The organism is Gordonia amarae NBRC 15530 (assembly GCF_000241345.1).
In the GTDB taxonomy this organism is placed as follows: Bacteria; Actinomycetota; Actinomycetes; order Mycobacteriales; family Mycobacteriaceae; genus Gordonia; species Gordonia amarae.
The window spans coordinates 1-20,863 of record NZ_BAED01000033.1; the positions used below are offsets into that span (position 1 = coordinate 1).

21 protein-coding genes are annotated in these 20,863 nt (G+C 67.6%); 12 read left to right on the forward strand and 9 right to left on the reverse strand.

Annotation, left to right across the window (positions count from 1 at the left end):
* Together GOAMR_RS08610 and GOAMR_RS08615 are read left to right on the forward strand one after the other, a co-directional pair.
* Positions 1–616: energy-coupling factor ABC transporter ATP-binding protein (locus GOAMR_RS08610; RefSeq protein ID WP_005185696.1), on the forward strand; the 616-nt coding region annotated here is incomplete at its 5' end.
* The gene (locus GOAMR_RS08615) at positions 613–1,215 is read left to right on the forward strand and encodes an energy-coupling factor transporter transmembrane component T family protein (RefSeq protein ID WP_005185698.1); all 603 of its coding nucleotides are present in this window, start codon (positions 613–615) and stop codon (positions 1,213–1,215) included. The genes GOAMR_RS08610 and GOAMR_RS08615, both read left to right, overlap by 4 nt.
* Positions 1,216–1,362: 147 nt before the next feature.
* Here the strand turns inward: GOAMR_RS08615 and GOAMR_RS08620 are convergent, their stop codons facing one another.
* Positions 1,363–2,523, reverse strand: a complete 1,161-nt coding sequence (locus GOAMR_RS08620; RefSeq protein WP_005185699.1) for a GuaB3 family IMP dehydrogenase-related protein — start codon at positions 2,521–2,523, stop codon at positions 1,363–1,365.
* 80 nt (positions 2,524–2,603) lie between these two features.
* Positions 2,604–4,115 (reverse strand): IMP dehydrogenase, encoded by a 1,512-nt coding sequence (guaB, locus tag GOAMR_RS08625; RefSeq protein WP_005185700.1) that lies wholly within the window; start codon positions 4,113–4,115, stop codon positions 2,604–2,606.
* 182 nt (positions 4,116–4,297) lie between these two features.
* Between guaB and GOAMR_RS08630 the strand changes: the two genes are divergently transcribed.
* The gene (locus tag GOAMR_RS08630) at positions 4,298–4,693 is read left to right on the forward strand and encodes a DUF5319 domain-containing protein (RefSeq protein WP_040514787.1); all 396 of its coding nucleotides are present in this window, start codon (positions 4,298–4,300) and stop codon (positions 4,691–4,693) included.
* Between the two features lie 85 nt (positions 4,694–4,778).
* Here the strand turns inward: GOAMR_RS08630 and GOAMR_RS08635 are convergent, their stop codons facing one another.
* The 3 genes from GOAMR_RS08635 to GOAMR_RS08645 form a co-directional block, all read right to left on the reverse strand.
* On the reverse strand, positions 4,779–5,720 hold the full coding sequence (locus tag GOAMR_RS08635; protein WP_005185702.1) for an anti-sigma-D factor RsdA: 942 nt from the start codon (positions 5,718–5,720) through the stop codon (positions 4,779–4,781).
* A complete protein-coding gene (shbA, locus tag GOAMR_RS24105) occupies positions 5,717–6,292 on the reverse strand; it encodes an RNA polymerase sigma factor ShbA (RefSeq protein WP_083836897.1) in 576 nt (191 codons plus the stop codon). The genes GOAMR_RS08635 and shbA overlap by 4 nt, the downstream gene beginning before the upstream one ends.
* A 172-nt stretch (positions 6,293–6,464) precedes the next feature.
* Positions 6,465–7,256, reverse strand: coding sequence for a hypothetical protein (locus GOAMR_RS08645; protein ID WP_005185704.1), 792 nt, complete (start codon positions 7,254–7,256; stop codon positions 6,465–6,467).
* Positions 7,257–7,757: 501 nt separating this feature from the next.
* On the opposite strand from GOAMR_RS08645, the gene GOAMR_RS08650 reads away from it, so the two are divergent.
* On the forward strand, positions 7,758–8,051 hold the full coding sequence (locus tag GOAMR_RS08650; RefSeq protein ID WP_005185705.1) for a WhiB family transcriptional regulator: 294 nt from the start codon (positions 7,758–7,760) through the stop codon (positions 8,049–8,051).
* 319 nt (positions 8,052–8,370) lie between these two features.
* Here GOAMR_RS08650 and groL read toward each other — a convergent pair whose 3' ends face one another.
* The 3 genes from groL to GOAMR_RS08665 all read right to left on the reverse strand — a co-directional run bounded on the left by groL (position 8,371) and on the right by GOAMR_RS08665 (position 11,477).
* The gene (gene groL / locus GOAMR_RS08655) at positions 8,371–9,987 is read right to left on the reverse strand and encodes a chaperonin GroEL (RefSeq protein ID WP_005185707.1); all 1,617 of its coding nucleotides are present in this window, start codon (positions 9,985–9,987) and stop codon (positions 8,371–8,373) included.
* A 171-nt stretch (positions 9,988–10,158) separates the two neighbouring features.
* Positions 10,159–10,458, reverse strand: a complete 300-nt coding sequence (gene groES / locus GOAMR_RS08660; RefSeq protein ID WP_005185709.1) for a co-chaperone GroES — start codon at positions 10,456–10,458, stop codon at positions 10,159–10,161.
* A 227-nt stretch (positions 10,459–10,685) separates the two neighbouring features.
* Positions 10,686–11,477 (reverse strand): ABC transporter permease, encoded by a 792-nt coding sequence (locus GOAMR_RS08665; RefSeq protein ID WP_005185711.1) that lies wholly within the window; start codon positions 11,475–11,477, stop codon positions 10,686–10,688.
* Between the two features lie 206 nt (positions 11,478–11,683).
* Here GOAMR_RS08665 and GOAMR_RS08670 point away from each other — a divergent pair, with 206 nt between their 5' ends.
* The 7 genes from GOAMR_RS08670 to GOAMR_RS08700 all read left to right on the forward strand — a co-directional run bounded on the left by GOAMR_RS08670 (position 11,684) and on the right by GOAMR_RS08700 (position 18,354).
* A complete protein-coding gene (locus GOAMR_RS08670; RefSeq protein WP_005185713.1) occupies positions 11,684–12,769 on the forward strand; it encodes a FecCD family ABC transporter permease in 1,086 nt (361 codons plus the stop codon).
* A complete protein-coding gene (locus GOAMR_RS08675) occupies positions 12,766–13,878 on the forward strand; it encodes a FecCD family ABC transporter permease (RefSeq protein WP_005185718.1) in 1,113 nt (370 codons plus the stop codon). Before GOAMR_RS08670 ends, GOAMR_RS08675 begins: the two co-directional genes overlap by 4 nt.
* Entirely contained in the window at positions 13,875–14,672 is a 798-nt protein-coding gene (locus GOAMR_RS08680) for an ABC transporter ATP-binding protein (RefSeq protein WP_005185719.1), read from the forward strand. Before GOAMR_RS08675 ends, GOAMR_RS08680 begins: the two co-directional genes overlap by 4 nt.
* Positions 14,673–14,771: 99 nt before the next feature.
* Positions 14,772–15,899 (forward strand): YncE family protein, encoded by a 1,128-nt coding sequence (locus tag GOAMR_RS08685; protein WP_005185720.1) that lies wholly within the window; start codon positions 14,772–14,774, stop codon positions 15,897–15,899.
* 129 nt (positions 15,900–16,028) lie between these two features.
* On the forward strand, positions 16,029–16,889 hold the full coding sequence (locus GOAMR_RS08690) for a MurR/RpiR family transcriptional regulator (RefSeq protein WP_005185723.1): 861 nt from the start codon (positions 16,029–16,031) through the stop codon (positions 16,887–16,889).
* On the forward strand, positions 16,886–17,569 hold the full coding sequence (locus GOAMR_RS08695) for an ABC transporter ATP-binding protein (RefSeq protein ID WP_005185726.1): 684 nt from the start codon (positions 16,886–16,888) through the stop codon (positions 17,567–17,569). The genes GOAMR_RS08690 and GOAMR_RS08695 overlap by 4 nt, the downstream gene beginning before the upstream one ends.
* Positions 17,569–18,354, forward strand: a complete 786-nt coding sequence (locus GOAMR_RS08700) for an ABC transporter permease (RefSeq protein ID WP_005185745.1) — start codon at positions 17,569–17,571, stop codon at positions 18,352–18,354. The genes GOAMR_RS08695 and GOAMR_RS08700 overlap by 1 nt, the downstream gene beginning before the upstream one ends.
* 78 nt (positions 18,355–18,432) lie before the next feature.
* Here the strand turns inward: GOAMR_RS08700 and GOAMR_RS08705 are convergent, their stop codons facing one another.
* Positions 18,433–19,602, reverse strand: coding sequence for an amidohydrolase (locus tag GOAMR_RS08705; protein ID WP_005185748.1), 1,170 nt, complete (start codon positions 19,600–19,602; stop codon positions 18,433–18,435).
* An 80-nt stretch (positions 19,603–19,682) separates the two neighbouring features.
* Here GOAMR_RS08705 and GOAMR_RS08710 point away from each other — a divergent pair, with 80 nt between their 5' ends.
* The gene (locus GOAMR_RS08710; protein ID WP_138943649.1) at positions 19,683–20,828 is read left to right on the forward strand and encodes a YncE family protein; all 1,146 of its coding nucleotides are present in this window, start codon (positions 19,683–19,685) and stop codon (positions 20,826–20,828) included.
* Positions 20,829–20,863: the final 35 nt, after the last annotated feature.

A 20,863-nucleotide genomic window follows, 5' to 3' on the forward strand; every position in this document is an offset into this window, starting at 1 on the left:
TCTCACCCTGACCGAACGTCGCATCGGGATCGTGGGCGCCAACGGCAGCGGCAAGTCGACCCTCGCCCGGATGCTCAACGCCCTGGTCGTCCCGGACGCCGGGACCGTCACCGTCAACGGCCTGAATGTGGCCAAGAACAAGCGGCAGGTGCGCCGGGACGTCGGATTCATCTTCTCCGACCCGGACCGGCAGATCATCATGCCGACGGTGCGTGAGGATATCGAGCTGTCGTTGCGGCGCACGTCGCTGGGCAAGGACGAACGGGCGCGCAAGGCCGTCGAGGTGCTCACCCGGTTCGGCCTCGGTGGGCATCTCGACCATCCGGCGAACCGGCTCTCGGGTGGGCAGAAACAGCTTCTCGCGCTGGCGTCGATCCTGGTGACCGAGCCGCGGGTGATCGTCGCCGACGAACCGACCACTCTGCTCGACCTACGTAACGCCGGGCTGCTGCGGCGCACCTTCGCCGGGCTCGACGAACAGCTCATCGTCGTCACGCACGACCTGGACTTCGTGGACGACTTCGACCGCGTGATCGTCATCGATGACGGCCGGGTGGCCGCCGACGACTCCCCCGCCGCCGCGCTCGCGTTCTACAGGAAGATGATGGCCGCATGACGGTGCTCGGGGTGTACCGCCCGGGTTCGACGCCGCTGCACCGGATGCCGCCGGGGATCAAACTCGTCGCGCTCGCCGCGATGATTCTGACGATCTCATTGACGGTGCGCTCGCTGCTGTCATTGGCCGTGGCCGCCGGGTGTGTGGCGGCGGTGTACGCGCTCGCCCGCGTCGGGCCGCTCACCGCGTGGCGGCAGCTGCGGCCGATGCTGTGGATGCTGGTGCTGATCTTCGTCTTTCAGACGATCTTCACCGGCTGGGAGCGGGCGGTGATCGTGTGCGGCGTCCTGGTCACGTCGATGGCGCTGGCCACCGTGGTGACGCTCACGACCCGCACCACCGATACCCTCGATGCCCTCACCAGGGCGATGAACCCGTTGCGGCGCTTCGGTTTTCCCGTCGATCACTTGGCGATGGCGCTGGCGCTGACCATCCGCGCCATCCCGTTGATGGTGGAGGTGGTGCGCGAGGTGGACGAGGCCCGCAAGGCCCGCGGACTGCGCCCGGGCCCACGGATCCTGGTGGCACCCATCGTGATCGCCGCCCTGCGCACCGCCGAGGGGTTCGCCGACACGCTCACCGCCCGCGGCCTCGACTGAACCCCCTCGCCGGTTGAGGTGCGAGCTTGCGAGCCTCGAAACCCGGTGAGCTGACAATGTCGTCTCACCGGGTTTCGAGGCTCGTCGCTAACGCTCCTCACACCTCAACCGGCGGTGGGGCGGAGGGCGGTGCGGAGCTCTACAGCGTCACGCGCGGGCCGACAGACCCACCTTCTGGAATTCCTTGAGGTCGCAGTAACCGGCCTTGGCCATTGCGCGCCGCAGCGCACCGACAAAGTTCAGCTCGCCGTACGGATCGTCGGACGGTCCGCGCAGGACCTGCGCCAGTTCGGGACGGTCCTCGTCGGTGGCCACCTGTAGCAGCGCACCGCGCGGGGTGTCGGGGTGGGCGGCGGCCGACGGCCAGTACCAGCCGCGGCCGGGGGCCTGCGCGGCGGTGGCGAGCGGGGTACCGAGGACGGCGGCATCGGCACCGCAGGCGATGGCCTTGATGAGGTCGCCGGAGGTGTGGATGTCGCCGTCGGCGATGACGTGCACGTACCGGCCACCGGTCTCGTCGAGGTAGTCGCGGCGGGCGGCGGCTGCGTCGGCGATGGCGGTGGCCATGGGCACACCGATGCCGAGAACCTCACCGGTGGTGGTTGATCCGGCGGTGGAACCGTAGCCGACGATGACACCTGCCGCGCCGGTGCGCATCAGGTGCAGCGCGGTGCGGTGGTCGTGGACACCACCGGCGATCACCGGCACGTCGAGGTCGGAGATGAATGTCTTGAGGTTGAGCGGCGGACCGGATTCGCCGGTTTCCCGGTCGGTCTGGGCGACATGTTCGGCGGAGATGATCGTGCCGTGCACGACAAGCAGTTCAACACCGGCGGCGAGCAGCGCCGGGGTGAGTTCGGGGGCGTGCTGCGGGCTGACCCGCACCGAGGTGGTCACGCCCGCCTCGCGGACCCGTGCCACGGCCTGCCCGAGAAGTTCGGGGTCGAGCGGGGCCCGGTGCAGTTCCTGCAGGCAGCGCACGGCGGCCCGCGGATCGGGGTCGGTGGTGGCGACATCGATGAGCTGGTCGATCTTGTTCTCGACATCCCGGTGCCGGGCCCACAGACCTTCGCCGTTGATGACGCCGAGCGCGCCGAGCGTGCCCAGTTCGATCGCCACCTCGGGTGAGACGAGCGCGTCGGTGGGGTGGCTCAGGATCGGGGCGTCGAACCGGTAGGCGTCGATCTGCCAGGCGGTGGACACATCTTTGGACGAGCGGGTTCGACGCGACGGTACGACACTGATGTCGTCGAGTTCGTAGGTCCGCCGGGCCGTGCGGCCCATTCCGATATCGACAAGGTCACGCACCGTTGCGCCTTTCTGCTGGTGACGGGGAGCTCACATGGTCGTGCCCGGGACGCCGTCGGGCGCCTCGGGCACGAACGCGGTCAGCGTGAATAGTAGTTGGGCGCCTCGGTGGTGAGGGTGATGTCGTGCGGATGGGACTCTTTGAGTCCGGCCGCGGTGATCTGCACGAACCGCGCCTGCTGCAGGTCGGCGATGGTGGCCGAGCCGGTGTAACCCATCGCGGCGCGCAGGCCGCCGACGAGCTGATGCACGACCTGGCTGAGCGGCCCGCGGAACGGGACCCGGCCCTCGATGCCCTCGGGGACGAGCTTCTCCTCCTTGAGGACGTCGTCCTGGAAGTAGCGGTCCTTGGAGTACGACTTGCCCTGGCCGCGGCCCTGCATGGCGCCGAGCGAGCCCATACCGCGGTAGCTCTTGAACTGTTTGCCGTTGACCAGGATCAGTTCGCCCGGCGATTCGGCGGTGCCGGCGAGCAGCGACCCGACCATCGCGGTGGACGCACCGGCCGCGAGCGCCTTGGCGATGTCGCCCGAGTACTGCAGCCCGCCGTCGGCGATCACCGGTACGCCGGCCTTCTGGCAGACGGTGACCGCTTCGAGGATCGCGGTGATCTGCGGTGCGCCGACGCCGGCGACGACGCGGGTGGTGCAGATGGAGCCCGGGCCGATGCCCACCTTGACGGCGTCGGCGCCGGCGTCGATGAGTGCCTGCGCGGCCTCGCGGGTGGCGACGTTGCCGCCGACGACGTCGACGCGGTCCCCCACCTCGGCCTTCAGCTTGGCGACCATCTCGAGCACGAGCCGGTTGTGGGCGTGCGCGGTGTCGACGATGATCACGTCGACTCCGGCGTCGGCGAGGGCCATCGCGCGGGTCCACTGCTCACCACCGGTACCGACGGCGGCGCCGACGAGCAGCCGGCCGTCGGAGTCCTTGGTGGCCAGCGGGTGTTGCTCGGTCTTGACGAAGTCCTTGACGGTGATCAGGCCGGTGAGTTTGCCGTTGCCGTCGACGATCGGCAGCTTCTCCACCTTGTTGCGGCGCAGCAGGCCGAGCGCGGCCTCGGCCGACACACCTTCCTGCGCGGTGATCAGCGGCGCCTTGGTCATGACCTCGGAGACGGGGCGTTCCTGGTCGACCTCGAACCGCATGTCACGGTTGGTGATGATGCCGACGAGCTCACCGGCGGCGTCTACGACGGGCAGACCGGAGATGCGGTAACGCGCGCACATCGCGTCTACCTCGGCGAGGGTGTCGGTGGGCGAACACGTCACCGGGTCGGTGACCATGCCGGCCTCGGACCGCTTGACGGTCTCCACCTGCGAGGCCTGCGCCTCGATCGACAGGTTGCGGTGCAGGACACCCATGCCGCCGGCGCGGGCCATGGCGATGGCCATCCGCGACTCGGTGACGGTATCCATCGCCGAACTCACCAGCGGCACCCGGAGGGTGATGTTGCGGGTGACCCGTGAGGAGGTGTCGACATCGCTGGGGATCACATCCGATGCGGACGGCAGCAACAGGACGTCGTCGAAGGTCAGGCCGAGCATCGCGACCTTGCCGGGATCGTCTCCACCGGTGTGAACGTGCGTCATCGTTCCATCGTATCGGCACCCGCACCCCAACCATGAATCGTGCCAACCACACCACAACCCACAGGTAAGAGGCCAATGCCAAAGCAGCGACCTGTTTGGTCGCCCCATTTACACAGCCACCGCCCCATTTACACATCCGACGGATACACCGTGTGGGGTGGGTGATCGGTTACCGTGGACTCGTGCGTGATCATTTCCCACCCGGCCTTCCGCCAGATCCGTTCGCGGGCGATCCCAGCGACCCGTCGGCCGCGCTGGACGCGATCGAACCCGGTATCCCGCTCGATGAGAGCGAACGGATGGCCGTCGAGGAGGATCTGGCCGATCTGGCGGTGTATGAGGCGCTGCTGGCCCCTCGGGGTGTGCGCGGTCTGGTGGTGATGTGTGAGGACTGCCGCGAGGATCACTACCACGATTGGGAGATGCTGCGGGCAAATCTGCTGCAGCTGCTGGTGGACGGCACGGTGCGCCCGCACGAGCCGGCTGTCGATCCGCGGCCCGATGACTACGTGACGTGGGACTACTGCCGCGGCTACGCCGACGCGCATGGCCACTTCATCGGCGGCCACGACCACTGACCCCATTGCACTGTTGACAATGCCGGCACCGCGGTCCACGGTGCCGGCATTGCCGTTGTTGTACTCGAACGTCGGTGCCGCGTTGTCAGCTCGACGGTGAGGTCGTCTCCGCCTCGGTGGGGTCGGGGGTCTCGTCCGGGGTCGTCGGCTCGACGGTCGTCTTGCTGGCCGTGGTCGTCGGCGGCACCGTGGTGGTGGGCGGCTTACTGGTCGACGGCGGCGTGCTCGGCGGGCTGAGCATGACGGTCTCGGACCGGTCGACCGTCTCGGATTCGGTGACCGTGGTGTCGGTACGGTCGCCGGGATCGGTGTCGGTGGTGCCGGGATCGTTGGTGACGGTCGTCTCGTCGGTGAGGCTGGCCGAGGTGCTCTTGTGCTTGCTGCTCTTGCTCGCCTTGCTGCTGCTGGTGGCTTTTTCTGCGCTGTCGTCCTTGAGCCGCTCGATCCACTCTTTCATCCGGCGCCGGGTCTCCTCGTCCTTGACCGGTTTCAGGTCTTCGGAGGCTTTGGAGATCAGGCTGTTGGCCGACGACAGGTCGCCGGTCTGGACGGCCGACTGCGCTTGTTCGAGGTTGTCCTTGGCCTGGACCATGGCCTTGGTCTGCTGGGCCTGCTCGGCGAAGACCACCGATTTGACTCCCCAGAGGGTGTCGCCCGGCTGGGCGCCTTCGGACACGACGATGAGGCCTGCGGCGGCGACCACAGCGACGGCGGCGGCACCGGAGACCACCCGCAGGTGCCGCATGGCGCGGCGTCCGCGGCGGGGCGGTTCGGATGCGGCGATCGCGTGTTCGATCTCGTCGACGGTCGGCAGCGGTGGCAGCGGTTGGGACAGGCTTTCGTGCCGCCACCCGGACAGGAGGACAGCGAGCTGGTACTCGTTGTCGTCTCCGGTGAGAACGGGTGCGTCACGCGAGAGCGCGTTGAGGAACTCGTCGTCGGCCCGGAGGGCGTTGAAGTCGAGTTGTCCGTTGTCGGCAGTCAGATCCGGGTCATGGTCGTCCCACTGCTGGTCGTGGTTGTTCATCGCGGATCACCTGCCTTACTGATGTGTTTCTTGAGCCGGGCCAGTGCCCGATGTTGTGCGACTCGTACCGCGCCCGCCGTGGACCCGACGGCTGCGGCGGTTTCTTCTGCCGACAGTCCGACGACCAGGCGCAGGACGAGTACTTCGCGTTGTTTCTCCGGGAGCAGTTTGAGGAGGTCTCGCATTTGCCGGCCGGCGTCGGCGTCGAGGGCCAGTTGTTCGGGACCCGCGACGCCCGTGGACATTTCTGGAACGTCTTCCACGGGGTCGGATCGGACCCGGCCCGCCACCCTCATCGCGTCGGCAACCTTGTGCGATGCGATTCCGTACACGAAGGCCATGAAGGGCCTGCCCTGCTCTTGATAGCGGGGCAGCGCCGTCATCACTGCCATCAACGCCTCCTGCGCGACATCATCAGCGGAGAACAAATGCCGTTCTCCGACTCCCAGACGTCCTCGGCAGTACCGCAGGATCGGCTCCTGCACACTTTCGAGAACTGACGTGAGTGCCGCACGGTCACCTTGCCGTGCGGCGCGGACCGCTTCGTCCAACTCACCATCTGTCAGTTTCATCGCGTGTTACGAACTCCGTGTTACATAGTCGTAGCGGCCACTACCAGCAGTTTCATGCAGCTTTGTTGCGTGTCCGTGATCTCACTCGGTCCGGGAAGTGACCTCGGTCGGCCAGGACTGTCAGCCGGCGCCCTTCCGCACCGGTAACCCAACACACCTTAGCGAGGTTGCATCACCGGCCGAATGACATCCCGCGCCGTGTCAGTTCCGCCTGCAGACGCTGGTTGTCGGCGGCGATGCCGGGGTCGGACACGAGGCCGCCGAGAAGTGCCGTCGCGGCCCATTCGAGCGGGAGCAGTCCGGAGGCCGCGGTGATCTGCCGGCATCGCTGTCCGCGCTCGATCGCCGCGTCGGTCCGTCCGGCGGCGGCGTCGACGGCCGCGGCGATGAGTTCCGTCTTGACGCGATGCCTGGTGTATCGGTCGGCGGGCAGGGTCTCCAGCAGGCCCAGTCCGGCCTGCGCGTGAGTCCGCGCCGCGGCAGGGTCACCGCGGTAGAGGTCGAGTTCGGCGCTGACCCATTCGCATCGCAGGCGCGGGCGTACGCCGCATTCCCAATCCATGGCCTCCCAGTCAGCGGCTTCCGAGCCACCGGCCTCCCGGTCGGTGGCCGGATCGGTCACCGGCCCGGCGAGGGTTCGTGCCCGGCCGAGCAGACGCATGGACGCACCGAAGGCGAACCGGCCCAGGTTGTCGGCGGCGAGTCCGACGAGTGCGTCCAGCCGGGCAGCGTAGGCCCATCCGTCGTCGGTGGCGCCCTCGCCCGTCGGCAACCCGATCACCGACAGCGCCCGGGCGTCGAGGATCAGGGCCTTGTCGTGGCCGCCGGCCTGACGGAGCAATGAGGCCCTGGTGCTCCGGCAGAGCGATTCGATCGGGGTGTCCCCCGCTCGCGCGGCGTCGGCGGCGAGGGCTTCGAGCCCGGTGTCGGCACGGGCGGCGTAGCCGACGGCCCCCTGTAGCACTGCCGCACGCCAGCGTTCGCGGCGGCCGGCGGATGAAGTCGGCCCATCCGGAGTCCCTGATTCAGTCACCAAACCCCTTGTGATCAGCGGAAATCGTGGCAAACGTCACTCTCATCGATACAGTTTGCACGAATTTAACACGGTGGACCCAAAGGTTAATCGGGGCCAAAGGTGACGGCCGCATGTTGTGCTCATGTCATGCAGGTTACGTGATACAGGACAAGAAACTTTTGAAAAGGTACTGCGGCTACCGGTGAGTAGCCGGCCATAATCGGCGGATCATGCTCTGCCACAATAAAAGTCCTTGCCCACTCGGTGGTATGAAACCCCTCGCACAATGCCGCCCCGACGGGTGCGGACCATACAACATCCCGTTAACAATTGGGGAATCTTTGGAACCTTTTGTCCGGTTTGGAGCCATATTGACTCCGTTTCTTTCACGGATTTAGTGTTTTTTCATGCACCGGCCAGAGCGGCCAGATCGAACAAGGAGTTGCAGCCATGCCTCAGCCCAATCATCTTCCCGGCCCCAACGCTGACATCTGGGATTGGCAGATGCAGGGACTGTGCAGGGGTGTGGATTCGTCGATGTTCTTCCACCCCGATGGCGAGCGTGGCCGGGCCCGGGCCCAGCGCGAACGACGTGCCAAGGAGATGTGTCACCGTTGCCCTGTTATCGCCCAGTGCCGCGAGCACGCTCTCGCGGTTGCCGAGCCGTATGGCATCTGGGGCGGGCTGAGCGAGTCCGAACGCAGCATCCTGATGAAGCGTGGCGTAGGCCGCCGCATCGCCTGACAGCGACAAGCAAGAAGGGGCACCCGCCAACGCGGGTGCCCCTTCTCGTTCTTGCTGACACGGTCAGCTCACCAGGTTTCGAGGCTCGTCGCTAACGCTCCTCACACCTCAACCGGCTGACGGTAACCCACAGGGAGGAGATCCCCTCCGGCTGACGTTGCTCAACAGGCCGCTGCCAACGCGACACCATGTTTGGCCGCGCGGTGAGATAGGGCGGAGCGACCCGTTCTGGAGCGACGACACGCGAGCGAGGTACGAGCCCCGCGTGGTCGGAGTGAAGAACGGGGCCAGCGCAGCCCTATCTCACCGCAGATTCAGCTCAGTGCGCGTGCCCGTGATGGGCGTGCGCGTCGGCCGCGGGCGCCGGCTTGTCTGTGATGGCGGTCTCGGTGGTGAGGACCATCCGGGCGACGGACGCGGCGTTGACGACGGCGGAGCGGGTCACCTTGACGGGGTCGATGATGCCGTCGGCGAGCAGGTCGCCGTAGGTGAGGGTGGCGGCGTTGAAGCCGTGTCCGCTCTCGGAGTCGGCGACCTTGGCGACGACGACGGCGCCGTCGAGGCCCGCGTTGGTGGCGATCCAGTGCAGGGGCGCCTTGAGCCCGGTGGCGACGACGCGAACGCCCAGGGCCTCATCGTTGGGCAGGGTGTCGGCGAGTTCGTCGAGCACCTTGGCGGCCTGCACGATGGCGGAGCCGCCGCCGGGGATGATGCCTTCTTCGACGGCCGCCTTGGCTGCGGCGACGGCGTCTTCGACGCGGTGCTTGCGCTCTTTGAGGGCGGTTTCGGTGGCTGCGCCGACGCGGATGACGGCGATGCCGCCGGCCAGTTTGGCCAGGCGTTCCTGCAGCTTTTCGCGGTCCCAGTCGGAGTCGCTGTTCTCGATCTCCCGCTTGAGTTGTTCGACGCGGGCGGCGATCTCGTCGCTGGTGCCGGCACCGTCGACGAGGGTGGTGTTGTCTTTGGTGATGACGGCGCGCCGGACGGAGCCGAGCAGTTCGAGGCCGGCGTCGGCGAGGGTGACGCCGATGTCGGTGGAGATCACGGTGCCGCCGGTGACCACGGCGAGGTCTTCGAGGAAGGCCTTGCGGCGGTCACCGAAGTACGGCGCCTTGACGGCGACGGCGCGGATGGTCTTGCGGATGGAGTTGACGACGAGGGTCGAGAGGGGTTCGCCTTCGACGTCTTCGGCGATGACCAGCACGGATTTTCCGGCCTGGACGACCTTTTCCAGGAGCGGCAGGAAGTCGGGCAGGGAGCTGATCTTGTCGCGGTAGAGCAGCACGAGGGCGTCGTCGAGGATCGCTTCCTGGCTGTCGTGGTCGGTGACGAAGTAGGGCGAGAGGTAGCCCTTGTCGAACTGGACGCCTTCGGTGATGTCGAGTTCGGTGTGCAGGCCGGAGCCTTCTTCGACGGTGACGACGCCGTCGGCGCCGACGGTGGCCATGGCTTTGCCGACCATGGTGCCGACTTCTTCGTCACGCGAGGAGACGGTGGCGACCTGGGCGATGGCGGTTTCGCCGTCGACGGGGGTGGCCACGCGCAGGAGTTCGGCGCTGATGGCGTCGGCTGCTTTGCCGATGCCCGCGCCGAGGGCGATGGGGTTGGCACCGGCGGTCACGTTGCGCAGGCCCGCGGTGACGATGGCCTGGGCGAGGACGGTGGCGGTGGTGGTGCCGTCGCCTGCGACGTCGTTGGTCTTGGTGGCGACGGACTTGACGAGTTGGGCGCCGAGGTTCTCGGACGGGTCGTCGAGGTCGATGTCGCGGGCGATGGTGACGCCGTCGTTGGTGACGGTGGGTCCGCCGAAGGCTTTTTCGAGCACGACGTGCCGGCCGCGGGGTCCGAGGGTGACCTTGACGGTGTCGGCGAGGGCGTTGATGCCGCGTTCGAGGGCCCGGCGAGCTGTGTCGTCGAATTCGATGTGCTTGGCCATGGGTTGCTTTCGGTAGTGAGGGGTGTGCCGGCCTGGGATCGGTGGCCGGTGTGGGTGATCCGCGGGAACTCAGGGCCGCGGATAGCCGTCCGCCCCGGGCCCCTGTGCGGGCTCCGGGGCGGAATGGCCAGGTGGCGCGGGACGCTTATGGTCTCCGCTGCGCCGGGTGTGTCAGCCGATCACGGCCAGCACGTCGCGTGCCGACAGGATCAGGTATTCCTGACCCGAGTACTTGATCTCGGTGCCGCCGTACTTGCTGTAGATGACGGTGTCGCCTTCTTTGACGTCGACCGGGATGCGGTTTTCGCCTTCGTCGTCCCAGCGGCCGGGGCCCACTGCGATGACTTTGCCTTCCTGCGGCTTCTCCTTGGCGGTGTCGGGGATGACCAGACCCGACGCGGTGGTCGTCTCGGCCTCGACTGCCTGCACCAGGATCTTGTCCTCAAGCGGCTTGATGTTCACGCTCGCCACGATGTGCGTCCTCAACTTTCGATACTGAGTATGTGATCGGTGTTCCGATACGTACGTGGGTGGCGCCCTGTCCCGTAGCCGCGTCGTCGCGGGTGCCGTGGCTTCGTACAGTGCCCACTAGCACTCTATACATGCGAGTGCCAGCACTCAAGGTTCCAGGGTGCAAAAACGCCGTCCGGGTTGATCGCTGTCAGCGAACCCGCCCCGGAGTACGCGGCCCGGCGGGTTCACGCCGCTACGACGGCCCTGGCCAGCAGCCCGCGGGCGACGAATTCGGCGGTGAGCGCGGAGGCGATGGCGCTGACCGCGAGCAGGGCGATCAGGACGAACAGCTGCATGGCCGCGGCGGCGGCGGGCGAGGCGCCGCCGAGGACCATGCCGACGAACGACCCCGGAATCGTGACCAGGCCGACCGAGCGGGTCTGGTCGAGGGCAGGGATCAGCGCGGTGGCCGCGGCGGGACGGCAGATCTCCAGCCGGGCCTCGCGGATGAGAAAGCCCAGCGACATGGCGGCCTCCACCTCGCCGTGCCGTTCGGCGAGGCTGTCGAGGCAGTGTTTTCCGGCGAGGGAGGTGGTGTTCATCGCCGCCCCGAACATGATCCCGGCGGTCGGGATGATCGCGAGTCCGGTCATCGGCAGCACCCCGGTGGCCACGAGCAGCGCCACGATCACCAGGGTGGGCGCCCCGACCGGGATCAGGCACAGCACCGCGGCGTGCATCGTCTCGGGGCGGATCACTCCGGGTCTACCCGTGACCCGTCCCGCCGAGGTGCAGGCCGCGACGGCCGCCATGACCAGGACGAACAGGATCGATGCCCACAGCACGTCGATGACGACGGTGACCACCAGGGCGAGCACGCCGAGTTGCAGGATCGCGCGCAGCACGGCCCGGACGGTGGCTGTCGCCATCCCGCTGCCGCTGAGGTGGTTGACCACGGCGGCCAGCGCGGTGAGGAGGACGAGCGCGACCGCCAGCCGCGGACCGATGTGGATGATCGCGTCGCTGACGTCGCTCATCGCGCCGAGGTTCCCGCCGGCCGCATGGGGATTCGCACTGTCTGCACCGTTTCTGTGGGTGATCTCCGGCAACACGGGACATGTGGTCCCGGGGTTTCCGGCGTCGGGCTGGTGTCGCCGGGGTGACACACCGACAGACTGTAGCGTACGCGACGCGCTACAGCATTTGGGTAGTGTTTACGACAATCGTCGGTTAGTCTCATCGCGTGACCGAGTACCCCGCAGGCCTCGTCCGGCGCCCCGAAGACGACGCACCGGCATTGGTCTCCGCCCATGCGGGCAACCGCCGGCGCGGGAGCACCTACGCCCTGTGGTGGTTCGGGTTCGCACTCGTCGTGGTGCTGCTGGCGTGGCTGAGCCTGTTCGTCGGGGCGCGGCCGGTGTCGGCGGCGCAGGTCTGGGACGCGTTGTTCGCGTATGCGGGCAGTTCCGACCGCGACCAGGAGGTGGTGGTCGGCTACCGCATCCCGCGGGCACTGCTGGCGGTCGTCGTCGGCGGCGCCCTCGGTATGGCCGGGTCCCTCATCCAGCGGCTGATGCGTAATCCGCTGGGCGACCCGCAGATCCTCGGCGTGAACGCCGGGGCGTCGTTCGCGGTGGCGGTCGCCGTCGGCTTCCTGGGTCTGACCAGCACGTGGTCGTACATCTGGTTCGCCTTCGCGGGTGCGGTCGCGGCGATGGCCATCGTCTACGGTCTCGGTTCGGCCGGCCGGGGACGGATGACGCCAGTGCGGGTCACCATGGCCGGGGTCGCGGTCACCGCGGTGCTCACCGGCGCGGTCCGCGGCATCGGCCTGCTCAACCCCGACGCCTTCGACGCCCTGCGCATCTGGGAGGTCGGCTCGCTGATCGGCCGAGACAACTCGGTCCTGCTCGCCGTCCTCCCGTTCGTGGTCGTGGGCGCGATCCTCGCGATGAGCCTGGCCCGGCCGCTCGACGCGATCTCGATGGGCGACGACCTGGCCACCGCGATGGGTGTGCCGGTGCGGCGGGTCCGCCTCCTCACCATCATCGCGGTGGTGTTGCTGTGTGGCGCGGCGACCGCGGCGGCCGGGCCGATCGGCTTCGTCGGCCTGATGGTGCCGCACGCCGTGCGGATGCTCGCCGGTGTGGGCGGCTGGTGGCTCACCGCGTTCTCGATGCTCGGCGGTGCCGCGCTGGTCCTCGTCTCCGACGTGGTGGGCCGTGTCCTCGTGCGGCCCGACGAGGTGCCGGTCGGGATCGTGACGGCCTTCGTCGGCGCCCCGATCCTGGTAATCCTGGTCCGCAGACTGTCGTCAGGAACCTCATGACATCGACACGCAAGAGCCCCGGAGACCGGGCCGTGCGGCCCGGCCTCGTCGTACATCATTCCGGTGGAATCGATTTCGGGCGGCCCGTGATCCGCTGGCGTGTCGGCGGACTGTCGGGACGCTGGGACCGGCGCGAGGTGATCGTCGGCACCGTCGCCGCACTCGCCACCGTGGTGATGGCGATCGTCGCGCTCGGCTCGGGTGACCTCACGGTGTCTCCGATGGGCGTGGTCAAGGCGCTGCTGGGTACCGGAGATCCGGCGGCCGAGCTCGCCATCCGGGAGTGGCAGGCCCCGCGGGTGCTGGCCGCCCTCGCGTTCGGGGCCGCACTCGCCCTGTCCGGGGCCATCTTTCAGCTCCTGACGCGTAACCCGCTCGGCAGCCCCGACATCATCGGCTTCGGCGTCGGGTCGTACACCGGTGCGCTGGTGGTCACGCTGCTGTTCTCGGGCAGTTACCTGGCCACCGCCGGCGGTGCCCTCGCGGGCGGAATCGCCACCGCCGCCGTCGTATACGCGCTCGCCTTCCGGCAGGGTGTGGGCGGTTTCCGGCTGGTGATCTGTGGTGTCGCGATCAGTTCGATGCTGGCGGCGGTCAACTACTGGCTGATCCTGCGGGCCGACCTGTCCGAGGCGATGTCGGCTGCCCAGTGGGGCGCCGGAACCCTGGAGACGGTCACCTGGCAGATGACGACGCCCGCACTGTGCGTGATCGTCGTCCTGATCACCGGGGTCGCGGCGCTGTCGCGCCGGCACCCGGTGTTCGAGCTCGGCCCGGAGTTCGGACGTGCTCTGGGCGCCGAATCGCGGGCGTCCCAGATCGGTCTGCCGGTCCTCGGTGTGGCGCTGACCGCGGCGGCGACGGCCGTCGCCGGCCCGATCGCGTTTATCTCACTGTCGGCGCCGCACATCGCCCGCAGGCTCGTCGGCGGCGGGCGCACCCCGCTGACCATCACCGCCCTGATCGGCTCACTGCTTCTCGTCGTCGGCGATATCGTTGCCGCGCGTGCCTTTTCACCCCGAGTGCTGCCCGTCGGCGTGATCACGGTATGCCTCGGCGGCATCTACCTCTGTTACCTTCTGTACCGCGAGATGAGACAGGAACAATGACCGCGATCTCCACCCGGCTCGGCGCCGAAGGCCTCACCCTCGGCTACGGCGACAAGGCCATCGCCCGCGATCTGACCGTCGAGATCCCCGACAACAAGTTCACGGTGATCATCGGCCCCAACGCCTGCGGCAAGTCGACGCTGTTGCGCGCCCTGTCGCGGCTCCTCGAGCCGACGGCCGGTTCGGTTGTCCTCGACGGTAAGTCGATCGAGAAGTACTCGACCAAACAGGTCGCGAAGATCCTCGGCCTGCTGCCGCAGACGTCGATCCCGCCGGAGGACATCCGCGTGGCCGAACTGGTATCCCGCGGCCGGTACCCACATCAGCAGTTCCTGCGGCAGTGGTCGCAGGCCGACGAGGATGCGGTGACCTCCGCGATGGAGGCCACCGGCGTCGCCCATCTAGCAGGCGAACGCGTGGACCGGCTGTCCGGTGGTCAGCGCCAGCGGGTGTGGGTGGCCCTGGTGCTGGCCCAGGAAACCCCGCTGGTGTTGCTCGACGAGCCGACGACCTACCTGGACATCGCTTTCCAGGTCGAGCTCCTTGACCTGTGCCGGCGGCTGCAGCGCGAGGAGGACCGGACCGTGGTGGCCGTGCTGCACGACCTGAATCAGGCCTGCCGCTACGCCGACCACATCATCGCGATGCGCGGCGGGGAGGTGATCGCCGCCGGTGCGCCCGCCGACGTGGTGACCGCGGAACTCGTGGGCGACGTGTTCGGGCTCGCCTGCCGCATCATCGACGACCCCGAATCGCAGACGCCACTGATCATCCCGGTCTGGCAGACCGCGTAGGACCCCGATCACCTGTAAGAAAGGGCACCCTTACCCATGCTGCTGAACCCTGCTAATGTCCGATCCATGAATTCACGACGAATCCGACAAGTTTGCTACGTGGGTGCTCCGGTGGTCGCCGGACTCGTCGTGGCGGCAACCCTGGGCTCCCCCGCCTCCGCGGCCCCGGCGAGCGCCAAGCTCGCGGGCGGCTGGACGTACTCGCAGACCTCGATCAACGCCGGCGTCACCGACGGTGCCGAGCTGGCGATCGACCAGCAGCGCCGCAAGATCTTCGTCACCGACTCCGACGACTACAACTACAAGGATCCGCGCACGGGTCAGGTCCTGCCCTACCCGCATCCGCTCAACCCCAAGGTGTCGGTCCTGAGCACCGACACCCGCAAGGTGCTGCGCTCGATCAGCTACAACAACCTGCCCGCGAACTCGGTCCCGGTCAGCAAGTCCGTCCCGGTGAAGATGCCGATGAAGCAGATCCCGGTCGGTATCGCGCTCGACACCAGAAGCGGGCGTGTGCTCACCACCAACGCCGAGACCAACGGCGCGACCATCGTCAGCATGAACGCGCGTGCCGCGACCCCCGGCGACATGGTGAAGTCCAAGCTCGACCACCCGATGGGAATCGCCGCCGACGCGTCCATCGGGCGTGCGTACATCGCCAACGTGTCGCTCAACGAGGTGGCCGTGATCGATACCGCCACCCGTCGCGAGATCACCCGGATCAAGGACATCTACAGCCCGTCGTTCATCGCGATCGATTCCTCCCGCCACCGGGTGTACATCGGTAACGCCGACATCAAGACGAAGGGCAAGATCAACTTCCTGACCGTCGTGGACAGCCGCACCAACAAGATCGTCAAGAAGATCGCCACCGCGGCCAACTCGCGGCCGGCCGTCGACGCGGCCACCGGCAAGGTCTACGCGGCCAGCTTCGCCACCGGCGAGGTCGCGGTGATCGATCCGGACTCGCTGACCATCGTCTCGCGGATCCAGACCGGTTCCACGCCCAACAAGATCGTCATCGACTCCAAGCGGCGGGTCGCGTACACGGCGAACCTGTTCAAGAAGAGCTTCACCGTCATCGATCTGAAGAACAATTCGGTCGTCGGTACCATCCCCGCCGGCGTCGGCGTGCATACGCTCGCCGTCGACGACCGCACCGGCACGGTGTTCTCGACCCAGTTCCAGAGTTCGAAGATCACCGTGCTCTCGGTCAAGCGCGGCTGATCCTTCACACCTGTTCCCACCGCACCCCCGGCCACCGGTTCATCCGGCCGCCGGGGGTGCCGTCGTGTCACCGGACGTTCGCCGTGTAGTCACTACTACATCAGAAACTTATGGGGTAGTGTTCACTACATGTCGTTCGCTTCCCTGGTGTCCGAACGTCTCGACGGTCTCACCCCCGCAGAGGCACGGGTGGCCATGTTCATGGCCGACCACCCCCACAGCGTCGGCCACCTGTCGGCGGCCCGGCTGGCCGAGGCCGCCGACGCCAGCGATGCCACCGTGATCCGCACAGTGCGCAAACTCGGTTTCGACGGCCTGGCGGTGCTCCGTGAAACCCTTGCCGCCGAACTCTCGATGTCCGGCCGCCTGGAGGCCTCGCTCGGCGCCGGGCATCAGGTCGGCACGATGCGGCTGATCCGCGAACGCAGCGACGCGGTCAACGCGCTGCCCGGGCGGATCGATGAGGAGTCGCTGCTCAAGGCCGTCGACATCGCAAGCAAGGCCAAGCGGGTGTGCGTCGTCGGTTTCGGCCCCGGCGGCTTCCTCGCCGGCTACGCCGCCCACCAATTCCGCCGGGCGGGGGTTCCCTCGACCGCGATGACCGCCACGGGCCAGGGTTTCGCCGACGAGCTGAGCCGACTCACCGAGGGCGACGCGGTGGTGGCGATGGCCTACGACCGCACCCGCGAGGTCGACGTCCTGCTCGATCAGGCCGTCACGTTCGCCATCCCGGTGATCCAGCTGACCGAGGACAGCCTGACCGCCGATCCGCGCGCCTCGGTGGTGCTGGGCGCCGGACGCGGTGAACCGACGCAGTCACCCACCCATGCGACAACGATCATCGTCCTGGAGTCGCTGGTGCTGGCCGTCGCGGCCCGGCACACCAAACGCGCCGACCGGGCCACCAGGCTGCTGGCCGATCTCCGCGGGCGGCTGGCGGCCTCCCCGGTAGCCCCCGACTCGGACAACACGACCGATGGTGACACATGAGCGCACTGTTCGGCATCGACGGCCTCACCGTCACCCGCGACAACACCCGACTGCTCGACGAGGTCACCACCGACATCCCCGGCTCCGGGGTGACCACCGTCATCGGGGCGTCGGGATCAGGCAAATCGACCCTGTTGCGGTGCCTCAACCTGCTCGAATCCCCTACCACCGGCGCGATCACCTACCGCGGCACCGACCTGGCCACCCTCGACCCGCGCACCCTCCGCAGAAAGGTGGCGATGGTGTTCCAGAAACCGACGGTCTTCGCCGGCACCGTGGCCGACAATCTGCGCACCGCCGATCCGCGGCTGTCCGACAGTGACGCCGCCGCACTCCTGACGCGGGTAGGCCTGCCCGTCGACGCGCTGAACCGCGTTGCTGACACCATGTCCGGCGGCGAGGCCCAGCGGCTGTGCCTGGCCAGGGCGCTGGCCACCGCCCCGGAGGTGCTGCTCGCCGACGAGGCGACCTCCGCCCTCGACGAGGCCTCGACCGCGGTTCTGGAGAATCTCGCGGTACAGCTCGCCGCCGGCGGCACGCCAGTGGTGTGGGTGACCCACGACATGGGCCAGATGCACCGGATCGCCGACCAGGTCATCCGGCTCGATCATGGCCGCCTGACCTATGCGGGTCCGCCGGCCGGGCTGCCCGTCTCCGGGCACGACGACGGGAGCCGCTGATGGCCGGGTCCACCGTCGGCTGGCTCGGGCTTGCCGCCTCCCTCATCTTCGTGGGGGCAGCGCTCGGGATCACCGCACAGCAACGGCTGTCGCTGAACCGCCCGATCGTCGTCGCGGTGGGTCGATCTTTGATCCAGATGCTGATCGTCGGCGCAGCCCTGGTGCCCATTGTCGACCCGGATACGCCCCTTATCTGGTCATGGTGTTGGGTCGCCGGAATTGTGGGTTTCTCGACATTCACCGTGCGGAGAAGGGCCCCGAACGTTCCGGGGTTGTTGTCGGTGTCATTCGTCGCCAATATCACCATCGCGGTGGTCAGTCTGGCCATTATTTTCGGATTTCACATATTCGAGGTGGACGGTCGTTCTATTGTTCCGGTGGCCGGGATGGTCATCGGTAATTCGATGAAATCGGCCGTGGTCGCCGCGAGCCGGGTGGCCGAGTCCGTCTCCGAGAACCGGGCCGAGATCGAAGCCGGGCTGGCTCTGGGGATGAGTGTCCCGAGGGCTTCCCGTCGTGTTGTGAGATCGTCTCTGCGAACGGCGATTTCGCCGCAGGTGGAGCAGACCGCCGCGTTGGGCATCGTCTTTCTTCCAGGGGCGATGACCGGCCTGATCCTGGCCGGTGTCGACCCTCTCGAAGCCGTCCGCACCCAGCTGGCGCTGATGTACGTCATTCTCGCCGGCGTGGTGATCGCCGCCGTGATCACCGGTATGGGCACCCTGTACCGGCTCACCACACCACAGCAGACCATCCTCGGTCTGGAACGCGAGGTGGCCACCTGACCGATCACCTGCCGAAAACAGACTGTCCCCGTTGCTCTTTCGATCAACGGGGACAGAGTCAGTGTTGCCGATCCGGGGTCAGCACCTATCCGCGATCGCGGCTTGGGCCACGTCCGCCAGGAACTGCGATCCGGCTCCGATGATGTCGTCGTTGAACTCATACGCGGCGTTGTGGACCGGCCCGTACTCGTCGGTGATGGGCCCGTTACCAATGAAGGCGTAGGCGCCCGGTATCCGTTCCAGGAAGAAGGAGAAGTCCTCCGCGGCAAGGATTCCGGTGGTGTTCGGGTCGACCTTGTCCGGTCCGGCAACCGCCGACGCCACCGTGGCGGCGCGGGCCGCGCATCCGGGATCGTTGACCGTGCACGGGTACCGGCGCTCATAGGTCAGGTCGATGCTCACCCCGTGGGCAGCGGCCACCGCCGCGCACATCTCACCGACGATCCCTTCGATCTTGTCGCGGGCGTCGGCGCTCAGGCAGCGGGCGGTGCCGCGGAGCACGGCCTGCGGCGGCAGGACGTTGTTGGTCTCGCCCGCCAGAAACTGGGTGATCGAAACCACCGCCGGGACAAAGGGATCAAGCCTGCGGGAGACAATGGTCTGCAACTGGGTCACCAGCGCCGACCCGGCCACGATCACGTCGCCGGTGTGGTGTGGCGCCATCGCGTGCGCACCCTGCGCCTCGATGGTGATCTCCAGGTGGTCGAAGGAGGCGAGCTGGGTGCCCGGACGGACCGCGAAATGTCCGGCGGGGATGCCGGGGATGTTGTGCACCCCGTAGATCTCCTCGATCCCGAAACGCTCGATCACCCCGTCGTCGAGCATCGCCACAGCGCCGGCGGCCCCCTCTTCGGCCGGCTGGAAGACCAGCACCACAGCTCCCACTGATTGTTCTGCCGCACTTAGTATCTCGGCCGCGCCGAGCAGCATCGTGACATGACCGTCGTGGCCGCACGCGTGCATGACGCCCGGAGTGGTGGAGGCGTGCGCCCGGCCGGAGACCTCGTGGATCGGCAGCGCGTCCATGTCGGCGCGCAACCCCACCACCGGTCCGGCGGCCCGGTCACCGATGACGCCGACCACACCCGTTCCGCCGATTCCGGTATGCACCTCGATTCCGAGGCCGCGAAGATAGTGCGCGATCAGATCGGCCGTCCGGGTCTCTTCAAAGGCGAGTTCAGGATGGGCATGGATATCGCGCCGAACACCCGTCAGGCGATCCAGGGTCTGAGAATTCAACAAGGCCATACGAAACAGTCTCACAAATCCCCGAAAATAGGTGGAGATCGGGGTTAGGTAATGCTAATTACGGGTGTACGATGTCGGTCATGAGTCTTCGCCGCAACCGGATCTCTTTATTCACGGCAGCATTGCTCTGTGTGGCTGCTCCGGGCATCGCCCAGGCACCACTGGCCGCGGCCGCCCCCAACTCGCCGGTCGCGGCGGGCTGGTCGTTCCGCGTCTCGTCGGTGCCCGCCGGGGTGGGCAGCGGCGGCGAGCTCGCCTACGACAACTCCCGGCGTTCGCTGTTCATCACCGATGACGACTTCGTGATGAGCACCAAGGGCGGCAGCGACGTCTCGTTCGATCCTCATGTGGTCAAGCCCAAGGTCACCGTGTTCAGCACGGCTACGCGCCGCCCGGTGCGCTCGATCGACTTCACGCCGCAGCCGTGGGGCATGATGCCCGTCGGCAATGCCCCGATCATCCCCACACTGCAGGTGCCGGACGGCATCTCGCTCGACACCAAGCGGGGCAAGCTCGTGGTGTCCAACTCGCACGCCAACGGCGTCACCGTCGTCGACATGTCGGCCCGCACCACCAGCGCCCGCAACCTCGTCTCGGTGCCCAACATGCACCCGATGGGCAGCGTCGTCGACACCACCACAGGCCGGGCCTATGTCGCCCTCAACAACGCCTCGCGGGTCGCCGTGATCAGCACGGTCACCGGGCGGAAGATCGCCGAGATCGGCGGTATCGCCTGGCCGTCGTTCGTCGATCTCGACGCCAAGCGGCACCGCCTGTACGTGGGCAACGCCGACTATCTGAACAAGAAGACCAACTACCTCGCCGTGGTCGACACCCGCACCGACAAGGTGATCAAACGCATCACCACACCGTCCAACACCCGGCCCAAGGTCGACCCGGCCACCGGCCGTATCTTCGCCGCGAGCTTCGACACCGGCAAACTCCTGGTGATCGACCCCGATTCGCTGACCGTCAGCAAAACCGTCGCCACCAGCACCTCCCCCAACAAGCTGGCCATCGACGCCCAGCGCAGACTGGTCTACTCCGCCAACCTGCAGAAGCGCACCATCACCGTGCTCGACGCGGATTCGGCGAAGGTCATCGCCACCGTGCCCACCGGGGCACCTGTCCACACCATCGCGGTCGACCCGGCGACGGGCGCGGTGTACGGCACCCAGCATCAGTCGGGACGGCTGACCATCGTGTCCGTCGCCCGTAACCGCTGACCCGGACCGCTCCCCCCGCCCGGTGACAACGAAAG